The sequence below is a fragment of the Anoxybacillus sp. ST70 genome (assembly GCF_019553625.1).
Taxonomy (GTDB): Bacteria; Bacillota; Bacilli; order Bacillales; family Anoxybacillaceae; genus Anoxybacillus; species Anoxybacillus gonensis.
In genome coordinates this window covers 47,332-65,391 of the sequence record NZ_JAHZOF010000003.1, presented here as the reverse complement: position 1 = coordinate 65,391, position 18,060 = coordinate 47,332, and the positions used below count along the sequence as shown (strand labels likewise).

Genomic DNA, 18,060 nt, shown 5'->3' with positions numbered 1-18,060 from the left:
CCCATCACCTTTGATTTACTCATTCGCTTCTTGCAGTTGTTCGTTGAGGCGTTCGAAAAATAAGTCGGCTTCGCGTTCTTCTTCTTGTTCATCCCATTGCGGCAAAGGCGGAAGTTCGTCTAACGTCTTTAAGCCAAAGTAGTCTAAAAACTCTTTTGTTGTCCCATATAAAATCGGGCGACCTGTTCCTTCCGCTCGACCTACTTCTTTAATTAACGCTTTTCCTAATAGTGTTTGAAGCGGTTTATCGCTTTTGACGCCGCGAATTTGTTCAATTTCTGCCCGCGTGATCGGTTGGCGATAGGCGATGATCGCTAACGTTTCAAGCGCTGCTTGTGACAACGATGACGTCGTTGGCGACTCAACGAGCTTTTGCAAATATGGCGCGCATTGTTTTTTCGTCACAAGCTGAAGCGTTCCTGCCATTTCAACAACAGTAATACCGCGCTCTGTTGTTTCGTACATACGTTTCAACTGTTGGGCGAGTTCATAGACACGCTCTTCTTGGATATCAAGCACATCCGCCATTTGTTTATACGTCAATCCTTCTTCACCCGCCGCAAACAGTAACGCTTCCATAATGGCCAATTCATTCATATGCATCACCTTTTTCGTCGAATATATAAATCAGCAAAATTGTTTTCTTGCTCGACAATAATTTCGTCTCGTTTCATTAGTTCAAGCAAAGCTAAAAACGTCACGACAATTTGCTCACGATCGTCATACGGAAATAAATCATAAAAGTTCGTTCGTTCTCCGCTTTTTAATATTTGTAAAATTTCTTCCATCCGTCTTCCGATTGGAATTTCTTGACGCGCCACTTTCGTATGAAGCGGCTTTTGTAATTTTTTGCGCCGCAACAATTTTGCAAGCGCTCCAAGCATATCGTACAAATCTACATCAAGCGCAAGTGGAGCACCATTCGCCGCATAAGCGGTTAAATCGCTCGGCGGTTTCGTAAATAAAAGCGCTCGCTCTTCTTCCCGCTCGCGCAACTGTTTCGCTGCTTCTTTAAACTTTTTATACTCGATTAACTGTTGCATTAATTGTTCGCGCGGATCTTCTTCGATAAATAATTCTTGATCTTCTAGCGTTTCTTCATGTTTTGGCAACAACATTTTACTTTTCATTTCAATGAGCGTTGCTGCCATCACTAAATATTCGCTCGCGACATCGAGCTGCAATTGTTTCATCGCATGAATGTAAGCCATATATTGCTCCGTAATTTGCGCAACAGGAATATCATAAATATCAATTTCATATCGATGAATTAAATGCAACAATAAATCAAGTGGCCCTTCAAATTGATCTAATTTCACATGATAATGCACATTGATCCCACCTTTTTTCACAACTAATAGTATAATACACGTAAGCATATGAAAAAAGGGGGCTTTCACTTGTATCCACAGGCATATATCGAATATTTACTTCACTTCCATGCCACGCGCGACTATTTCGAATGTCATGAAGTGCTAGAAGAGCATTGGAAACAAACAAAGGAACATATATGGATCGGTCTTATTCAGCTTGCTGTTGGAATGTACCATTATCGCCGAGGAAATATCGCTGGTGCAAAACGAATGGTAACGAAAGCCATGCGTGCATGTCAAAAAGAAAAACAAGCATACGAAGCACTCGGCATACATGTCGAGCAACTTGTATCTCTCCTTCATACGTACGTGAAGCGAATAGATCATGGGCAACCGTATGAAAGTATTTGTCTTCCAATTAACGATGTTTCTTTGTTGCATATATGTAAACAGCAATGCGATGTAAAAGGGCTTGTATGGGGAGAAAAAAGCGATATGTCAAACGAATATATTATTCATAAACATAAGTTGCGCGACCGAAGCGATGTCATTGCTGAGCGTGAGCGTCAAAAGCAAAAAAGACAGGGACGTTGATCCCTGTCATTGTTCGCATTTATCCAAAAATGAAGCAGTCATATCATTGGCGCATAACGACTTATTTGGATACAATTCTTTTAACGCTTTCACCATTTGCTTTCCAATTCCTTGATGGCGATGGGATGGATTGACGCTAATATGTTGCACTTCAACCGCATGTTCGCGCACAATGACGCCGATAATGCCAATAAGATCTTCTTCTTGCTTCCATAAAAACAGCTGCCAGTCATCGTTTGTTTCATAGTTTTTCATCGTTTGTTGAAGCTGTTTTAAGTCTTTTTCATTTGGCATAAACGACAAAAGACCCATCGCAATTTTCTCATAGTTTTTTCGATAGCGAACTAGCATATGAATCCCTCATTATCGACAAGACTTATTGTTTACTCGCTATTGCTATTATAAACGGTCTTGCCGCTTTTTTAAACATTTTTTAAGAAAATGTGCGCATGACATTCGCCATTTCAATGGCGCTGAGCGCTGCCTCCCAACCTTTATTTCCTGCTTTCGTCCCAGCGCGCTCAATCGCTTGTTCAATCGTATCTGTCGTCAACACTCCAAAAATGACCGGAACGCCTGAAGAAAGAGCGGCGTGCGATGTTCCTTTCGCTACTTCATTACATACGTAATCGTAATGGCTCGTCGCTCCGCGAATGACGGCACCAAGTGTAATGACCGCGTCGTATTTTTTCGACTCCGCCATTTTTTTCGCGACAAGCGGAATTTCAAATGCCCCCGGCACCCATGCGACATCAATCAGTTGCTCTTCTACTCCGTGACGTTTTAATCCGTCCAGTGCCCCGCTAAGCAATTTGCTTGTAATAAATTCATTAAATCTCGCAACAACAATGCCAATCTTTAATCCTGTGCCAACTAAATTTCCTTCATATACGTTCATTTTCTTCTCCTCCTTTAAAAGTGCAACATATGTCCTAGTTTTTCATATTTTGTGCGCAAATAGCGCTCATTATGGCACTTCGCTGGCATTTGCAACGGCACGCGCTCAACGACTTCTAATCCGTACCCTTTCAATCCTGTAATTTTACGTGGATTGTTCGTCAATAAGCGCATTTTTGTCACACCTATATCTTTTAAAATTTGCGCACCGATTCCGTAATCGCGCAAGTCTGGCGCAAAACCTAATTTTTCGTTCGCTTCAACCGTATCGTATCCTTGTTCTTGCAACTTATAGGCACGCAATTTATTTAACAAGCCGATGCCGCGTCCTTCTTGACGCATATATAGCAATACTCCCCGTCCTTCTTCTTCAATTTGCGTTAAAGCAGCATGAAGTTGCGGACCGCAATCGCAACGGTGAGAGCCGAATACATCGCCTGTTAAACATTCGGAATGAACGCGCACGAGCACAGGTTCATCTGGAATGATTTCACCTTTGACGATGGCGATATGTTCTTTTCCGTCTAACGTATTGGAATATCCGATCACTTTAAATTCGCCGAAATCGGTTGGTAACGTAATTTCCACTTCGCGTTTGACGAGCTTTTCTTTTCGATTGCGATAAGCGATTAAATCTTTAATCGTAATCATTTTCATATCGAATTGTTCCGCGATTTTCTTTAAATCTGGCACGCGCGCCATCGTTCCATCATCTTTTATAATTTCACAAATGACACCTGCTGGCTTCGCTCCACAAAGACGAGCTAAATCGACAGCTGCTTCCGTATGTCCTGCACGACGCAATACTCCACCTTTTTTCGCAACAAGCGGAAAAATATGACCTGGTCGTTTAAAATCGCTTGCTTTTGCTTCTGGATTCAGCATTTCTTGAATGGTCAACGAGCGTTCAAATGCGCTAATGCCTGTCGTCGTTGCTTTATGGTCAATGCTGACAGTAAAAGCTGTTCCATGGGCATCTGTATTATGGTTAACCATTGGCGCTAAATCGAGCCGATCAGCTAATTCTTCGGTGATCGGCACGCAAACGAGACCGCGCCCGTGCGTAATCATGAAGTTAATGACCTCCGGCGTTGCTTTTTCTGCAAGTGCTACAAAATCCCCTTCATTTTCGCGATCTTCGTCATCGCAAACGACAATAATTTTCCCTTGCATTAAATCGTAAATCGCTTCTTCAATTGTATGGAACATCAGCGCTCACTCCTTATATCCGTGCTCTTGCAAAAATTGCATCGTCAATCCTTCACGTTTCCCGCTAACGAACTGTTCAACATATTTACTAATCATGTCACATTCAATATTGACAATATCGCCAACTTTTTTGGCACCTAAAATCGTCGCTTCACGCGTATGCGGAATGAGCGAAATCGTAAACGTTCGATCCGTTAAACCGAAAATCGTTAAACTTGTGCCGTCAACAGCTACAGAACCTTTTAAAATCATATATTTGCGCAAATGGCTCGGCACTTCGATGTCATAGTACACAGCGTTTGCGACAGGCTGTTTGCGAACGATGCGTCCAACACCATCTACGTGTCCCGAAACAAAATGTCCACCAAAGCGACCGTTCGCAGCCATCGCTCGCTCTAAATTGACTTTCGCTCCTACCACAAGCGTTCGAAGCGACGTCGCCCGCACCGTTTCAGGCATCACATCGACCGTAAAAAAGCGATTAGTAAACGATGTGACCGTTAAACAAACGCCGTTGACTGCAATGCTGTCACCGAGCTGTACGTCTTGTAGCACTTTTTTTGCCTCGATCGTCAAAACAATCGCTTCCCCTGTTTGTTTCATTTGTTGAATCGTTCCGATTTCTTCAATAATCCCTGTAAACATCGCGATCATCCTTTAGCAACGATTTTTATGTCTGGTCCGATCCTTTCGACATGTTTCACTTGTAAACGAAGCGCATCTATCATTCGTCCAAATCCTTCTCCACCGATGGCAGAAGGAGCTTCATTCCCCCCAATCAACATCGGTGCGATATACGCAATTACTTGTTGAACGGAACGAGAACGTAAAAAACTACCGTGCACTTGCGCTCCCCCTTCAACAAATATGGACATGACGTTTCGCTTGCCGAGCTCAAGTAAAAGAGACGGAACATCAATTTTATTTTCATTCATGCGAATCATTTGTACACCTGCCTGTTCATACGGCTTCATTTGTTCCTCAGTGACGTGATGTCCGACGACGATCCATGTCGGAGCCATCTTGTCTGTCACAACGTTCGCATGAAGCGGTGTGCGCAAATGTGTATCGAGCACAACACGAATCGGTTGTTTTCCTTCATGACCGAAACGAACAGTTAAGCTCGGATCGTCGGCTAAAATCGTGCCGACACCGACAACAATCGCATCGTGCATTCGTCGCTCACGATGCACATCACGCCGCGCTTCTTCCGACGTAATCCACTTGCTTTCCCCTGTTTTTGTCGCAATTTTTCCATCTAAACTCATCGCATACTTTAACGTGACATACGGCATGTTCGTTGAAATATAATGAAAAAACATTTCGTTTAACACATCCGCTTCTTCTTTCAATACGCCGACGGTAACATCAATGCCCGCTCGCTTCAATTTTTCAATGCCTTTTCCCGCAACAAGCGGATTCGGGTCCGTCGTCGCAACGACGACGCGCTTTACCTTTTTTTCAATTAATAAATCGGCACAAGGAGGAGTTCTACCGTAATGACTACACGGCTCAAGTGTCACATAAACCGTCGATCCTTCCGCTTTCTCCCCCGCCATGCGCAACGCATGTACTTCCGCATGCGGTTCTCCTGCTTTCAAGTGCGCCCCAAAGCCGACAATTTCACCGTGTTTGACAACAACTGCACCAACAAGCGGGTTTGGCGACGTTTGCCCACGTGCTGATTCCGCCAATTGCAACGCCAAGCGCATATATCGTTCGTCCATATCGCACCACCTTTCCACCATGAATAAAAAAACCCTAGGAACGACGTCCTAGGGCAAGATGTATGTAAAGATCGCCTTTTTTGCATAGCAAAAATAACCCATCGCCAAGCTTATTTTTTCCAATAAGTGACGTGAGTTTTTGGCAATCCTTCTCCCATCCAGACTATACTGTCGGCTCCGGAATTGCACCGGATCATGCCTTAACGGCTCGCGGGCTAAGAAACATCCGTTTCATTACCGCCGGTCGGGAATTTCACCCTGCCCCGAAGGATGCGCGTATTCCATTTTTATTCATTATATCACAATAAAACGAAATGTCTATGACTTTGCAATAAACAACCAATAGATTGCTCCCCAAACGAAACTAACGAGTAAAAGGATGAAAAATAACGCCCAGTTTTTTTTCATCTCTTCATCCTTCCTTTAACTTTATTGTTCGTCCCACACCTTTACTTCTTTCATGACATCTCCATTTTTCATCGCCTTTACAACGTCCATTCCAGCGGTGACTTGACCGAATACAGTATGCACACCATCTAAATGCGGCTGTGGTTCATGGCAAATAAAAAATTGGCAACTTCCTGTATCACGACCTCGATGCGCCATCGATATCGCACCTTCGATATGTTTATGCGGATTGTTGTCTGTTTCACACGGAATCGTATATCCTGCATCGCCTGTTCCATTTCCTATTGGACAGCCACCTTGGCTTACAAATCGCTTAATGACACGATGAAACGTCAACCCGTTATAAAATCCTTCATTCGCTAGCTTTTCAAAATTTGCGACTGTTGTTGGCGCTTCATTCGGGAATAGTTCAAATTCCACCTTTCCGCCATTCTCCATTAAAATATATCCTTTTTTCTTCATGAAACTTTTCCACCTTTCTATCGTAAAAACAAATGTAGCTTCATTTTACTACATTTCGCTTCTATGTTCACGCAAATGTTTGTACAATAGTACAGAAAGAGATTGAAGGAGGTTATGAAATGAAGAAGTGGTTTACGATATTTATTTTATTGTTGTTTATGATTCCATCAGTTAGTTTGGCTGATGCGATTGAAGGAGACGTCATTATTACGCTCGGAGAAAATTTAACAGAGCAGCAAAAGCAACAAATATTAAAAGAAATGAACGCACCGGAAAACGCTGAAATCATTACGGTTACAAATGCAGAAGAACATAAATATCTCGGCGACATTATTCCGAAAGGACAAATCGGAACGAAAGCCATTTCATCATCAAAAATTACGATTGGAGCACCAGGTTCCGGTCTGCAAGTCGAAACAAATAACATTAACTGGGTAACAAAAGAAATGTATATGAATGCGCTCATTACTGCAGGAGTGAAAGATGCAGTCATTTACATTACCGCACCGTTTCCTGTATCCGGAACAGCTGCGTTAACAGGGTTAATGAAAGCGTACGAACTTTCATCGAATGAAACGATCCCTGATGAAGTGAAAAAAGTAGCGAATGAAGAAATGGTGAAAACGGCACAGCTTGGCGAATCCATCGGAAACGATCAAGCAGTCGCGCTGCTCGCAAAAATTAAAGAAGAAATAGCGAAAAATCCGCCAAAAACAGATGCGGATATGCGTGCACTCATTGAACGGATTGCTCAAGAACTTGGCATTACGCTAACAGAAGACGAAATAAACAGCTTGCTTTCTTTGTTTAATAAAATGAAAAACGTGAACATCGACTGGAATCAAGTAAACGAACAGCTTGCTCAAGCGAAAGACAAGCTATCTGCTTTTTTACAAACGGAAGAAGGGCGAACGTTTATTCAACGCATCGTCGATCTTTTGCGTGAAATATGGAACGTCCTTCGCGGAGCGTTTGGAGCGTAACGCCTACCTATGCATAAACGAGCAATAACCGAGGTGAAGACCTCGGTTATTTTTTTACTTTCGTTTTAAGCGGCAAGTCGAGTCGAATTAAATCTTCATACGTTTCGCGTTTCACGACAAGCTCTGCTTCACCGTCTTCAACAAATACGACCGCCGGACGCGGAATGCGATTGTAATTATTCGCCATCGCATAACCGTAAGCACCGGTACAAAAAACAGCTAAATAATCGCCCGGTTGCGCTTTCGGAAGCGGCAAGTCCCAGATGAGCATGTCTCCTGACTCACAACATTTCCCAGCGATCGCTACCACTTCTTCACAATGTTCATGCATGCGGTTAGCCAACACCGCTTCGTATTTTGCCTCATATAGCGCCGGGCGAATATTGTCGCTCATTCCACCATCTACGGCAACATATTGACGAACGTTTGGCACTTCTTTACGGGAACCGATCGTATAAATCGTTGTCCCTGCATCTCCAACAAGCGAGCGACCTGGTTCGATCCAAATTTCAGGAAAAGGTAGATCAAATGATGCGACATTTCGTTTCACTTCTTCAATAATTTGTTCGACATATTGTTCTGGTGCAAGCGGATCATCTTCTTTCGTGTAACGAATGCCAAAACCGCCGCCAAGATTGACCACTTGTGCAGTAAAACGGTACGTATCACGCCATGTAGCAAGTTTCTCAAATAGCTTTTTCGCTGCGAGAACAAAACCGGTCGCATCAAAAATTTGCGAACCGATATGACAATGAATGCCCAGCACATGAAGATGGGAAGAAGCGAGCGCACGCTGTAAAGCTTCATCCGCTTGTCCATTATGCAAATCAAATCCAAATTTCGAATCTTCTTGACCTGTTAAAATGTAGTCGTGTGTATGTGCCTCAATGCCTGGTGTGACACGTAATAAAATAGGCATCGTATATTCATGCGCACAGCAAAGCTGTTGCAGTAGCTGTAACTCATAAAAATTATCGACGACAACACAACCGATTTTCGCTTCAATTGCCATTTGCAGTTCTTCTTTACTTTTATTGTTGCCGTGAAAATGAATGCGTTCGACCGGAAATCCAGCAGCTAATGCGGTGTACAGCTCACCACCGGAAACGACATCGAGAGATAATCCTTCTTGTTCCATCAATTGCACGATAGCAATTGTCGAAAACGCTTTGCTTGCATACGCCACTTGCGCACGTACACGATGTTTATCAAACATTCGCTTAAACGCTCGCGCACGCTCACGAATGAGAGCAACATCATAAACGTAAAGCGGGGTTCCGTATAGGCGAGCTAAGTCAATCGTATCAACACCGCCAATTTCTAAATGTCCCCGATCATTTATTCGCATCGTTCCGTGCATAATTATACATCCTCCTGATGACTCCGAAATAATTAAAGAAAACGTACCATAAATTTTGGTACGTTTCAACCTTTTTATGTCGGTTGTTTTTGTTTATTTTGCGGATGTACGATGCTTGGGCGAATCGATGAACCAGCTACAGACCGCCGCACGATAATTTGCATAAACGCCCCCGGATCAAATGGAATAAACGGCCATAAATATGGGGTATTTAATGAACGAATGTTGGCAAGGAAAAGTAAAAAGATCGTGACGCCAATCATAAATCCAGGGACACCAAACAACGCAATGACAACTAAAAATAAAAGACGAAAAATTTTATTGGCAATGCTTAATTCATAGCTCGGTGTTGCAAAAGAACCGATCGCAGCGACAGATACATATAAAATCACTTCTGGTACAAACAGCCCAACATCAATGGCAATTTGTCCAATTAATGCAGCTGCAATTAAACCCATTGCCGTAGACAACGGTGTTGGAGTATGGATGGCAGCCATCCGTAAAAACTCAATACCAATATCAGCAATAAGCAGCTGGACAAAAATAGGGATATTTGTTTTTTCATTTGGCCCGATATACGCCAATTTTTCCGGTAGTAACGATGGGTCAAGCACAAACAAAAACCAAAGCGGGAGTAAAAAAAGCGAGGCAAAAATGCCTAAAAATCGCACCCATCGGACGAACGTTCCTACCGCTGGAGATTGTCGATATTCTTCCGCATGTTGAACGTGATGGAAATACGTTGTTGGCGTAATAATGACGCTTGGCGACGTATCGACCATAATGATCACATGCCCTTCTAATAAATGTGTGGCAGCGACGTCTGGCCGCTCTGTATAACGAACGAGCGGATACGGATTGTATCCTTGTTTCACTAAAAATTCTTCAATTGTTTTATCCGCCATCGTTAATCCATCAATTTGAATTTCGTTTAATTCTTTTTTAATAAGTTCGACAAGTCCGGGATCGGCTACGTCTTGAATATATGCAATACAAATATCTGTTTTTGAACGTTCGCCCACTTGCATCATTTCAAAGCGAAGCCGTTCATCTCGAATGCGTCTACGCGTGAGCGCCGTATTGACGACAATATTTTCAACATAGCCATCTCGCGCCCCTCGCACCACTTTCTCGGTATCTGGTTCTTCGGGTGAACGCCCTGGATAGCTGCGCACATCGACAGCGAACGCTTTCGTTTCTCCGTCAATAAACAATAAAATTAAACCGGTTAACAAAAAATCAACCGCTTCATCTAAACTTTTCACTGGATTCACTTGTTGGTGAACGAGACGGTTTTCGATAATATCTGGCAACTTCGCTGGTTGTCGTTCGCGATCATTGACTTGAACAAGCATTTCAAGCAGTTCAATAATATATTGTGTATCACAAAGACCGTTACAATAATATAAGTGAACATCTGTTTTTAAAATGTTCAATTTACGGACGCCTAAATCGAAGCTCGTCCCGACCCCGATCGCATCTTTGAAAAACTGTTCGTTTTCATTCAACTTCGGAGAAATCGGTGTGTAACTTTCTGTTTTCATCGCGTTTGCTCCTTTCGAGAATATATTCAATCGCTTTGCGCGTAATCGGGCAACCGTTGCGAATATCATCACGACGTCTCATTTTTCCGATATCGCCAATTCCAACAACAATTGGGATAGGTAATTCATCTAAACAATATACCGTATCTCCATTTACTCGACCGAATTCCCACTCAGCAATTCCTTCTTTATCGACACCGTATGATGTGAAGTTCCCATCATAATCAATGCAAATATTTACTTTTGTCCATTCTTGATTGTTCGTATCAGACGCAACCGCTATCGCTCCAAGTACATCGATTTGCTCATGCGTCGCGACGTAACGAAGCGCTTGTTCACCTGCCCCTTCGCCGATAATTCCGCTATCATCAAACATGACAAAAACAGGATCATGCGGCGTTTGCAAAATAAGTTCAACAAGCTGTTTCCCTGTTAGACGCGATGGATTGCCTTGCGATTGGCTAATGCAACGCGCACCAAATTGTTTTGCTAACCATTCGAGCGCACGCCGCACATGCTCATCTCCATCTGTCACTAAAATCACTTTCCTTCTTTTCATTCGATCCTTCCTCTCGGTTTACAAACAATAGCGGTCATCCATGCAACGAAGATTGGAAAAGAAAGAAAAAAGACGACATTTGTAAAGTCCCCCGTTTTTACCGCTTGTATACAAGAAGCTCCAAGATGAACAAGTGTCGTTTCTACTCCTGCATGCGCAAATGACTGAATAAAACGATATACACCGACCGATTCGAGCGCTATACCGATGAATACAAATATCGTCATCATGCGAATAAACGACCACTTCCTTAGCAACAACTGTCCGATTAGCGCCAATGTACCACCGATGACAAATGCATATACGTACGTTTCCATTTTTACGTCACCGCTTCAATGGCAATCGCATGAGCGATCGCTGGAATCGTTTGATGTTGTTTCACCATCGTACTATTAAACAAAGCTCCTGTCGCAATAACGAGCATCGTTTTTATTTTTTTCTCCCTCATCTGTTCAAGAAAATAACTGTACGTGACAACGGCACAACACGCGCACCCGCTCCCGCCCGCAAACGCTTGCTGTTCTGCATCGTAAATGAGCACGCCACAATCGTCATATCGCTCGCTTATGTTCATGTTCGCCTCATGACATAATGCCTTAAGTTCGCTGCTTCCGACTTTTCCTAAATCTCCTGTAACGATCACATCATACGATGTCGGTGAAAGTCCACAGTCTGCAAAATGTTGCTTGATCGTGGCAAATGCGGCCGGCGCCATCGCACGTCCCATGTCGAGCGGATTCGTTATACCGCTATCGATTACTCTTCCAATCGTTGCTGCACGAATGCGAAAGGGGGAACGTATCGCACTTAATAATGCGGCCGCTCCGCCAGTTACGGTCCACGATGCACTTTCTCCCTTCTGGACACCCATTGTCGTCGGAAAGCGAAATTGACGTTCTGCCGCTCCGTAGTGGCTGCTCGTTGCCACTAACACGCGGCGAGCAAACGTTCCGTCAATAAACGTAGCGGCAACGAGCATCGCTTCCGTAATCGTTGAACAGGCGCTAAATACTCCTAAAAAGGGGACATCTATTTCTTTGGCAACATAGTTCGCAGTGACCGTTTGATTGAGCAAATCCCCCGCAATAAATAAGTCAACGTCTTTTGTTTGTACGTTTCCGTTTGTTAAACAAATCGTAATCGCTTCTTTCATCAACCGCCGTTCTGCGAGCTCCCAACTTTGTTCATCGCAATATAAATCGTCATAAGCTCGATGAAATGACGAACCGAGTGGACCTTCACGCTCTTTCGGACCGACAACCGTGCCGACCGATTCGATATAAATGTCAGTATCGAATATAATGGTTTGTTCCCCTACTTTTTTCATGTAACCCCCCCTTTTATAAAAACAATGACGCAACATATGATGCCGCCACTAACGTCACAATGATGCTCCCGCCAACAGAAAGCATATGTTCTGCCGCTCCTTCATTGCGATATTCGAGCGCGCTTGCGCTCCATATGTTTGCTAAACTCATCATCGGCACAATCATTCCCGCCCCTGCAAACTGTGTGAACTGGCGATACAATCGAGTAGGTGTCCATATCGCCGCACATACGATCAACGTCCCGTTCATCCACCGAACGGCTTCTGGCTCATTCATATGAAACCATACGCTGTACATATCGATGAGCGCTTGTCCAATGACAGCAATAACCCCTCCGAACAAAAATGCTTTTCCCATCTGTCTCCCCCTATCGATCAACAAAATATATCCAATGAAAAAGAGAGCCTGCTACTTTGCCAAATACCATCGCCATTAATAACACGACAATTTGTTCATCAATGCCGAGTCGTTTCGCTAAAATCGGAAATACGTTTAATACTTCCGTTAAGGCCGCAGCAAGCATGCCGACAAATACACCGCTAAGCAATCCGATGACGCTTGCTAACATAGGCGGAAAAGAAAAAAGGGGATCGCGCAAGCTCACCCAACTGCTTACGACCGCACCGAGTACAACGCCCCATTCATACGTCGTAATCCATTTCATCGTTTTTGTAAGCTGTGTCAATCGCGGAATGACACCAAGAACGGTTAAAAACGCCACAAAACCAGAACCGACAGCTAATCCTCCCGCCAATCCGACAAATGCTACAATCAGCTCACGAATCATCGTCCATTCGCCTCATCGCTTCTTTATTTTCATGCATAATGACATATTGATCGAGCGACTGTTGGTATTGAAACATTTCGACTTCAAGTGGGCTCGGCTCTTCATTAATTCGCTTTTTAAAAAAATGATTGAAAAATAAAATCATCCCGAGACCTAATCCAAGGGAATACGGAATTTGAAACCATAACGGTTTGTCTACTTCTTTTCCTGTGATTACCCGATACAGCCGTTGTTGTACTTGTTGCATGCTCACATCTTCGTGAAAATTCATAATCGCAAGCCCCGATCCGATAAATAAAAGAAGCCAAACGATTGGAACATATAAATAGCCCCACCGTTTTTTTTCATAAACGACTTCAACGATCGTTTGTGACGGTCCGAGCGACTGAATATCATCATGCGGCGCAACGGCCATTAATGCTTTCATCACATGCATGACATCAATAATAACAATGTTTCGATCTTTTTTTTGCACGGTATAAATCGGGGTTTGGACAATATCGTCCATTCGTTTCTTTGCGACGACTTGCGCAACATCTCCTACTCGAACCGTTGCATTCGGCTGCACTTGCACACGATGACGCATTTTCAAAAAAATCGTTTCTTTCATACTCACACCTTGCTTCCATCATTTTATTTGTAGTATGAGATATGACCTTCCTCCGTATGCATAAAAAGCCCGAACGGACTTATTCATCCATTCGGGCTTTCATTTGTTGCAATATTTTTTTTTCTAAACGAGACACTTGCACTTGAGAGATGCCTAATCTAGCTGCCACTTCTGATTGTGTTTGATCTTTATAATAACGCAAATACACGATTAACCGTTCGCGTTCATCTAATTCTTCCATCGCTTTTTTCAACGCAATTTTATCAAACCAAACATCTTGTTCGTCTGCAATTTGATCAAGCAACGTAATCGGGTCGCCATCGTTTTCGTACACCGTTTCATGAATAGATGCAGGCGAACGAATCGCTTCTTGCGCCAGTACAACGTCCTCAGGTGAAATTTCCAAAAATTGAGCAATTTCATTTACCGTTGGGACGCGACCGTTTCGCTTCGATAATTCATCTTTTGCCTTGCGAATTTTATTCCCGATTTCTTTTAATGAACGGCTCACTTTCACGGATCCGTCATCGCGAATGAAGCGTTGAATTTCTCCAAGAATCATCGGTACTGCATACGTTGAAAATTTGACGTCATACGATAAATCAAACTTATCGACGGATTTCATTAAACCGATACAACCGATTTGAAACAAATCTTCTGGCTCATATCCTCGGTTTAAAAACCGTTGCACAACCGACCAGACAAGCCGCATATTTTTTTCGATAATCTCATCGCGCGCCTGCTGATCACCTTGCTGGCTCCTCCGAATCAACTCTTTGATTTCATGGTCTTTGACAGCTTGTACCTCGACATCCATAGGCACGTCTCCCTTAATTGCATAGCGCTTTGCTTTTCGTTAAATGCTTAATCAACTCCACGGTCGTTCCTTCATTCACTTTTGAATAAATGTTTACTTCATCCATAAAATTTTCCATAATTGTAAATCCCATACCGGAACGTTCGAGCTCTGGCTTTGTCGTAAATAACGGCTGTCGCGCTTCTTCCACGTTTTCGATCCCTTTTCCATGATCCCGAATCGTTAAATGGACTGTATGTCCTTCAATGATGACGGAAATGTAGACGACACCGCTTGGATCATTTTCATAACCGTGAATAATCGCATTCGTTACAGCTTCAGATACGACTGTTTTAATTTCCGTGAGCTCATCGAGCGTCGGATCGAGTTGCGCAACAAACGCAGCAACTGTCACACGGGCAAACGATTCATTTTGGCTGAGGGCGGAAAATTGAAGATGCATTTCATTTCTCATTTACGCCACCCCCAACGTTTGTAATGCGTACTGTTCATTGACTTCTAACCGAATAATTTTAAACAGCCCTGACATATCAAACAAACGCTTAATTGACGGAGAAACAGAGCAGACGACCATCTCTCCACCCATGCGTTGAATTTGCTTATATCTTCCTAAAATGACACCTAATCCTGAACTATCCATAAACGTTAGCTCATTTAAGTTTAAAACGATCGCTTTTATTCGCTCTCGCTCTAATACATCCGTCATTTCTGCACGCAACTGTTCTGCGGTATGATGATCTAGCTCGCCAGCTAATCGTACGAGCAATACATGTTGTTTCACTTCTAATTGAATCGATAAACTCACGATCATTTCCTCCTTATCCGTTTAGGTTAAGGAAGAATTCGATTTGTTTATGCGTCAATCCTTCTTCCCGACAAAACTAGTCGCCATTCGTCTCGTTTCGTCAAGATGTGCGCGAGAATGAACTAAACATTCGTTTAAACAACTCCCACATATTTGCTTCTTCCACTTGCTCTTTCGCCACTAAAGGACTTTTCGCGATCACCGCTCCATCTTTTTTCACAATGAGCGTACCGAGCACATCTCCTTTTTTCACAGGCGCTTTCACTTTTTCATTTAATTTCCACGTCGTTTTTACCGCTTCTGATTTTTCCCCTTTCTTTAACAAAACAGAAATCGGCTCAGACGTTACAGCCGCAACCGCCTTTTTCTTTCCTTTGCTGACAGGAAGCATCGCAATCGTTTCGTCTTTTTTATAAAGCGGTTTCGTTTCGTAATGGCTAAACGCGTAATCTAACATTTTTGTAATTTGTGCGTTTCTCGCCTTTGGCGTCGGAGCTCCGAACACGACAGCGATGACGCGCATGTTTCCTTTTTTCGCCGTTGCAGTTAAACAATATTTCGCTTCGCTCGTATAGCCTGTTTTTAATCCGTCGACACCTGGATAAAATTTTACGAGCCGATTTGTATTCACAAGCCAAAACTTTTTGTTCGTATTTTCTCTTAAGTAGTCTTCATATGTGCCTGTATATTTTGTAATTAAATCGTATTTTAATAGCTCTTTTGCCATCACCGCCATATCATATGCGGTACTATAATGATTTTTTGCTGGCAAACCTGTCGTATTTTCAAACGCCGTATGCTTGAGCCCAAGCTGTCTTGCTTTTTCGTTCATTAGATGGACGAACGCTTCTTCTGATCCTGCAATTCGTTCTGCTAATGCAACCGAAGCATCATTGCCCGATCCGATGGCGACACCTTTTAATAAATCGTCAACAGTCATTTCTTCCCCGGGTTCTAAAAAAATTTGCGATCCGCCCATCGATGCAGCGTATTCACTTGCTCGCACCCGTTCGTCTAACTTTAGCTTTCCTTGATCAATCGCTTCCATAATAAGAAGCATCGTCATAATTTTCGTCATGCTTGCTGGCGGAAGCGGCTCATGGGCATTTTTTTCATACAAAACAGCCCCTGTGTCTCGTTCAATTAAAATGGCTGATCGCGCCTCTGTCGCTAACTCCACTTTTGGTTGTTCCGCATGCACAGATACGATCGGGAAAAATAATAACGTGATGGCAAGCACATAAAAAAATCGCTTCATCTCCAACCCTCCATTTCTTTATACTTGCCATCCTTTCCATTTTTTATTTTTTTATACATAAAAAACCTGAAGGAACAAATCCTCCAGGTTACGAAATTTTATCGTAAATTAATGTTGGCGCTTGGACAGGTGTCGTAGAAATGCGAATGTTTTCATATAGTTTTTGTTTCACATCATCAATTTGTTCACGGTTGCTGTAAATCGTAACGAGCGATTCCCCTTTTTTCACCGCATCGCCAACTTTTTTACGAAGCACTAAACCGACCGCTAAATCAATCGTCGATTCTTTCGTTGCGCGCCCAGCACCGAGCCACATCGCTGCCGTTCCAACCGCATCGGCAACGATTTCTGATACGTATCCGTCTTCTTTCGCCTCAAGTTCAATCACATATTTCGCTTGAGGCAATTTGCTCGGATCATCGACAACGGACGCATCGCCACCTTGTGCAGCTAAAAACGTTTTAAACGTTTCAAGTGCTGAACCGTCTTTCATCGCTTTTTCTAACATATGGCGCGCTTCTTCAAGCGAAGATGCTTTTTCAGCTAAATATACCATATGGCTGCCAAGTACTAAACAAAGTTCTTGTAAATCGTCCGGACCTTCCCCTTTTAACGTATCGATCGCTTCTTTTACTTCGAGGGCGTTTCCGATCGCATAACCGAGCGGCTGGCTCATATCGGAAATAATCGCCATCGTTTTACGTCCAACACGGTTTCCAATATCGACCATCGCTTTCGCTAATGCTTTCGCATCGTTTAAATCTTTCATAAACGCGCCCGCACCTGTTTTTACGTCTAACACGATCGCATCTGCACCGGCTGCAATTTTTTTGCTCATAATCGATGAAGCGATTAACGGAATGCTATTGACCGTTGCTGTTACATCGCGAAGCGCATACAATTTTTTATCGGCTGGCGTTAAGTTGCCGGACTGACCGACAACGGCAATTTTATTTTTATTTACAAGTTCGATAAATTCGTCGTTGCTAATTTCAACATGAAATCCTGGCACAGATTCTAATTTATCAATTGTTCCGCCTGTGTGACCAAGGCCGCGACCAGACATTTTTGCAACCGGAACGCCGACAGATGCAACAAGTGGACCTAACACTAATGTTGTTGTATCACCCACACCGCCCGTTGAGTGTTTGTCAACTTTAATTCCTTCAATTCTTGAAAGGTCGATCGTATCACCTGAATGTACCATCGCCATCGTTAATTCAGCTGTTTCTTCTTCGTTCATGCCGCGGAAGAAAATCACCATCGCTAGTGCGCTCATTTGATAGTCAGGAATGTCACCTTTTGTATAACCTTCAATGATAAAATGAATTTCTTCTTTCGTTAATGCGTGGCCGTCACGTTTTTTCTCAATTAAATCGACCATTCTCATCGTCATTCA

General features: G+C 43.1%; 23 protein-coding genes and 1 riboswitch. Of the genes, 2 read left to right on the top strand and 21 right to left on the bottom strand.

All coding sequences use genetic code 11. The features are described from left to right. Positions 1-15: 15 nt before the first annotated feature. Both scpB and K1I43_RS06030 read right to left on the bottom strand, forming a co-directional pair. The gene (gene scpB / locus K1I43_RS06035) at positions 16-597 is read right to left on the bottom strand and encodes an SMC-Scp complex subunit ScpB (RefSeq protein WP_009373778.1); all 582 of its coding nucleotides are present in this window, start codon (positions 595-597) and stop codon (positions 16-18) included. A gap of 5 nt (positions 598-602) precedes the next feature. Beyond that, positions 603-1,331, bottom strand: coding sequence for a segregation/condensation protein A (locus K1I43_RS06030; protein ID WP_193551710.1), 729 nt, complete (start codon positions 1,329-1,331; stop codon positions 603-605). A gap of 69 nt (positions 1,332-1,400) precedes the next feature. Between K1I43_RS06030 and K1I43_RS06025 the strand changes: the two genes are divergently transcribed. Continuing rightward, a complete protein-coding gene (locus K1I43_RS06025; RefSeq protein WP_026011840.1) occupies positions 1,401-1,907 on the top strand; it encodes a DUF309 domain-containing protein in 507 nt (168 codons plus the stop codon). Between the two features lie 6 nt (positions 1,908-1,913). On the opposite strand, the gene K1I43_RS06020 is transcribed toward K1I43_RS06025, so the two are convergent. From K1I43_RS06020 to K1I43_RS05995, 6 genes are all read right to left on the bottom strand, one after another. After that, positions 1,914-2,258, bottom strand: coding sequence for a GNAT family N-acetyltransferase (locus K1I43_RS06020; protein WP_019418511.1), 345 nt, complete (start codon positions 2,256-2,258; stop codon positions 1,914-1,916). Positions 2,259-2,340: 82 nt separating this feature from the next. Next, complete coding sequence (gene ribH, locus K1I43_RS06015; protein WP_019418510.1) at positions 2,341-2,805, bottom strand: 6,7-dimethyl-8-ribityllumazine synthase; 465 nt, start codon at positions 2,803-2,805, stop codon at positions 2,341-2,343. A gap of 14 nt (positions 2,806-2,819) precedes the next feature. Beyond that, positions 2,820-4,013 (bottom strand): bifunctional 3,4-dihydroxy-2-butanone-4-phosphate synthase/GTP cyclohydrolase II, encoded by a 1,194-nt coding sequence (locus tag K1I43_RS06010; RefSeq protein ID WP_019418509.1) that lies wholly within the window; start codon positions 4,011-4,013, stop codon positions 2,820-2,822. A gap of 6 nt (positions 4,014-4,019) precedes the next feature. Beyond that, positions 4,020-4,658 carry a riboflavin synthase gene (gene ribE / locus K1I43_RS06005; RefSeq protein WP_026011839.1) on the bottom strand — a complete coding sequence of 213 codons (639 nt, stop codon included), beginning with the start codon at positions 4,656-4,658 and terminating at the stop codon, positions 4,020-4,022. Between the two features lie 5 nt (positions 4,659-4,663). Continuing rightward, a complete protein-coding gene (gene ribD / locus K1I43_RS06000; RefSeq protein WP_019418507.1) occupies positions 4,664-5,740 on the bottom strand; it encodes a bifunctional diaminohydroxyphosphoribosylaminopyrimidine deaminase/5-amino-6-(5-phosphoribosylamino)uracil reductase RibD in 1,077 nt (358 codons plus the stop codon). 142 nt (positions 5,741-5,882) lie between these two features. Continuing rightward, positions 5,883-6,015: riboswitch (FMN riboswitch) on the bottom strand. Positions 6,016-6,169: 154 nt separating this feature from the next. Further along, on the bottom strand, positions 6,170-6,610 hold the full coding sequence (locus tag K1I43_RS05995) for a peptidylprolyl isomerase (protein WP_009373790.1): 441 nt from the start codon (positions 6,608-6,610) through the stop codon (positions 6,170-6,172). Between the two features lie 119 nt (positions 6,611-6,729). Between K1I43_RS05995 and K1I43_RS05990 the strand changes: the two genes are divergently transcribed. Beyond that, positions 6,730-7,593 (top strand): DUF1002 domain-containing protein, encoded by an 864-nt coding sequence (locus K1I43_RS05990; RefSeq protein ID WP_026011838.1) that lies wholly within the window; start codon positions 6,730-6,732, stop codon positions 7,591-7,593. 46 nt (positions 7,594-7,639) lie between these two features. On the opposite strand, the gene lysA is transcribed toward K1I43_RS05990, so the two are convergent. The 13 genes from lysA to K1I43_RS05925 all read right to left on the bottom strand — a co-directional run bounded on the left by lysA (position 7,640) and on the right by K1I43_RS05925 (position 18,051). After that, positions 7,640-8,959, bottom strand: a complete 1,320-nt coding sequence (gene lysA, locus K1I43_RS05985) for a diaminopimelate decarboxylase (RefSeq protein ID WP_026011837.1) — start codon at positions 8,957-8,959, stop codon at positions 7,640-7,642. Between the two features lie 68 nt (positions 8,960-9,027). Continuing rightward, entirely contained in the window at positions 9,028-10,497 is a 1,470-nt protein-coding gene (locus K1I43_RS05980; RefSeq protein ID WP_009373794.1) for a spore germination protein, read from the bottom strand. Beyond that, positions 10,454-11,056, bottom strand: a complete 603-nt coding sequence (gene spoVAEA / locus K1I43_RS05975) for a stage V sporulation protein SpoVABEA (protein WP_019418504.1) — start codon at positions 11,054-11,056, stop codon at positions 10,454-10,456. Before spoVAEA ends, K1I43_RS05980 begins: the two co-directional genes overlap by 44 nt. Beyond that, positions 11,053-11,373, bottom strand: coding sequence for a SpoVA/SpoVAEb family sporulation membrane protein (locus tag K1I43_RS05970; RefSeq protein WP_019418503.1), 321 nt, complete (start codon positions 11,371-11,373; stop codon positions 11,053-11,055). The genes spoVAEA and K1I43_RS05970 overlap by 4 nt, the downstream gene beginning before the upstream one ends. A gap of 2 nt (positions 11,374-11,375) precedes the next feature. Beyond that, the gene (gene spoVAD / locus K1I43_RS05965) at positions 11,376-12,383 is read right to left on the bottom strand and encodes a stage V sporulation protein AD (protein ID WP_019418502.1); all 1,008 of its coding nucleotides are present in this window, start codon (positions 12,381-12,383) and stop codon (positions 11,376-11,378) included. Between the two features lie 13 nt (positions 12,384-12,396). Beyond that, positions 12,397-12,741 (bottom strand): SpoVA/SpoVAEb family sporulation membrane protein, encoded by a 345-nt coding sequence (locus K1I43_RS05960; RefSeq protein WP_009373800.1) that lies wholly within the window; start codon positions 12,739-12,741, stop codon positions 12,397-12,399. A 10-nt stretch (positions 12,742-12,751) separates the two neighbouring features. After that, positions 12,752-13,171, bottom strand: coding sequence for a stage V sporulation protein AB (locus K1I43_RS05955; RefSeq protein WP_019418501.1), 420 nt, complete (start codon positions 13,169-13,171; stop codon positions 12,752-12,754). After that, positions 13,161-13,781, bottom strand: a complete 621-nt coding sequence (locus tag K1I43_RS05950; protein WP_009373802.1) for a stage V sporulation protein AA — start codon at positions 13,779-13,781, stop codon at positions 13,161-13,163. The genes K1I43_RS05955 and K1I43_RS05950 overlap by 11 nt, the downstream gene beginning before the upstream one ends. Before the next feature lie 79 nt (positions 13,782-13,860). Beyond that, positions 13,861-14,598 carry an RNA polymerase sporulation sigma factor SigF gene (sigF, locus tag K1I43_RS05945; protein ID WP_035066892.1) on the bottom strand — a complete coding sequence of 246 codons (738 nt, stop codon included), beginning with the start codon at positions 14,596-14,598 and terminating at the stop codon, positions 13,861-13,863. A 13-nt stretch (positions 14,599-14,611) separates the two neighbouring features. After that, entirely contained in the window at positions 14,612-15,052 is a 441-nt protein-coding gene (gene spoIIAB, locus K1I43_RS05940; protein ID WP_004889709.1) for an anti-sigma F factor, read from the bottom strand. Continuing rightward, the gene (gene spoIIAA, locus K1I43_RS05935) at positions 15,053-15,403 is read right to left on the bottom strand and encodes an anti-sigma F factor antagonist (protein ID WP_021095893.1); all 351 of its coding nucleotides are present in this window, start codon (positions 15,401-15,403) and stop codon (positions 15,053-15,055) included. Positions 15,404-15,503: 100 nt separating this feature from the next. Continuing rightward, positions 15,504-16,661 carry a D-alanyl-D-alanine carboxypeptidase family protein gene (locus K1I43_RS05930; protein ID WP_026011835.1) on the bottom strand — a complete coding sequence of 386 codons (1,158 nt, stop codon included), beginning with the start codon at positions 16,659-16,661 and terminating at the stop codon, positions 15,504-15,506. An 88-nt stretch (positions 16,662-16,749) separates the two neighbouring features. Continuing rightward, positions 16,750-18,051, bottom strand: a complete 1,302-nt coding sequence (locus tag K1I43_RS05925; protein ID WP_019418497.1) for a pyrimidine-nucleoside phosphorylase — start codon at positions 18,049-18,051, stop codon at positions 16,750-16,752. Positions 18,052-18,060: the final 9 nt, after the last annotated feature.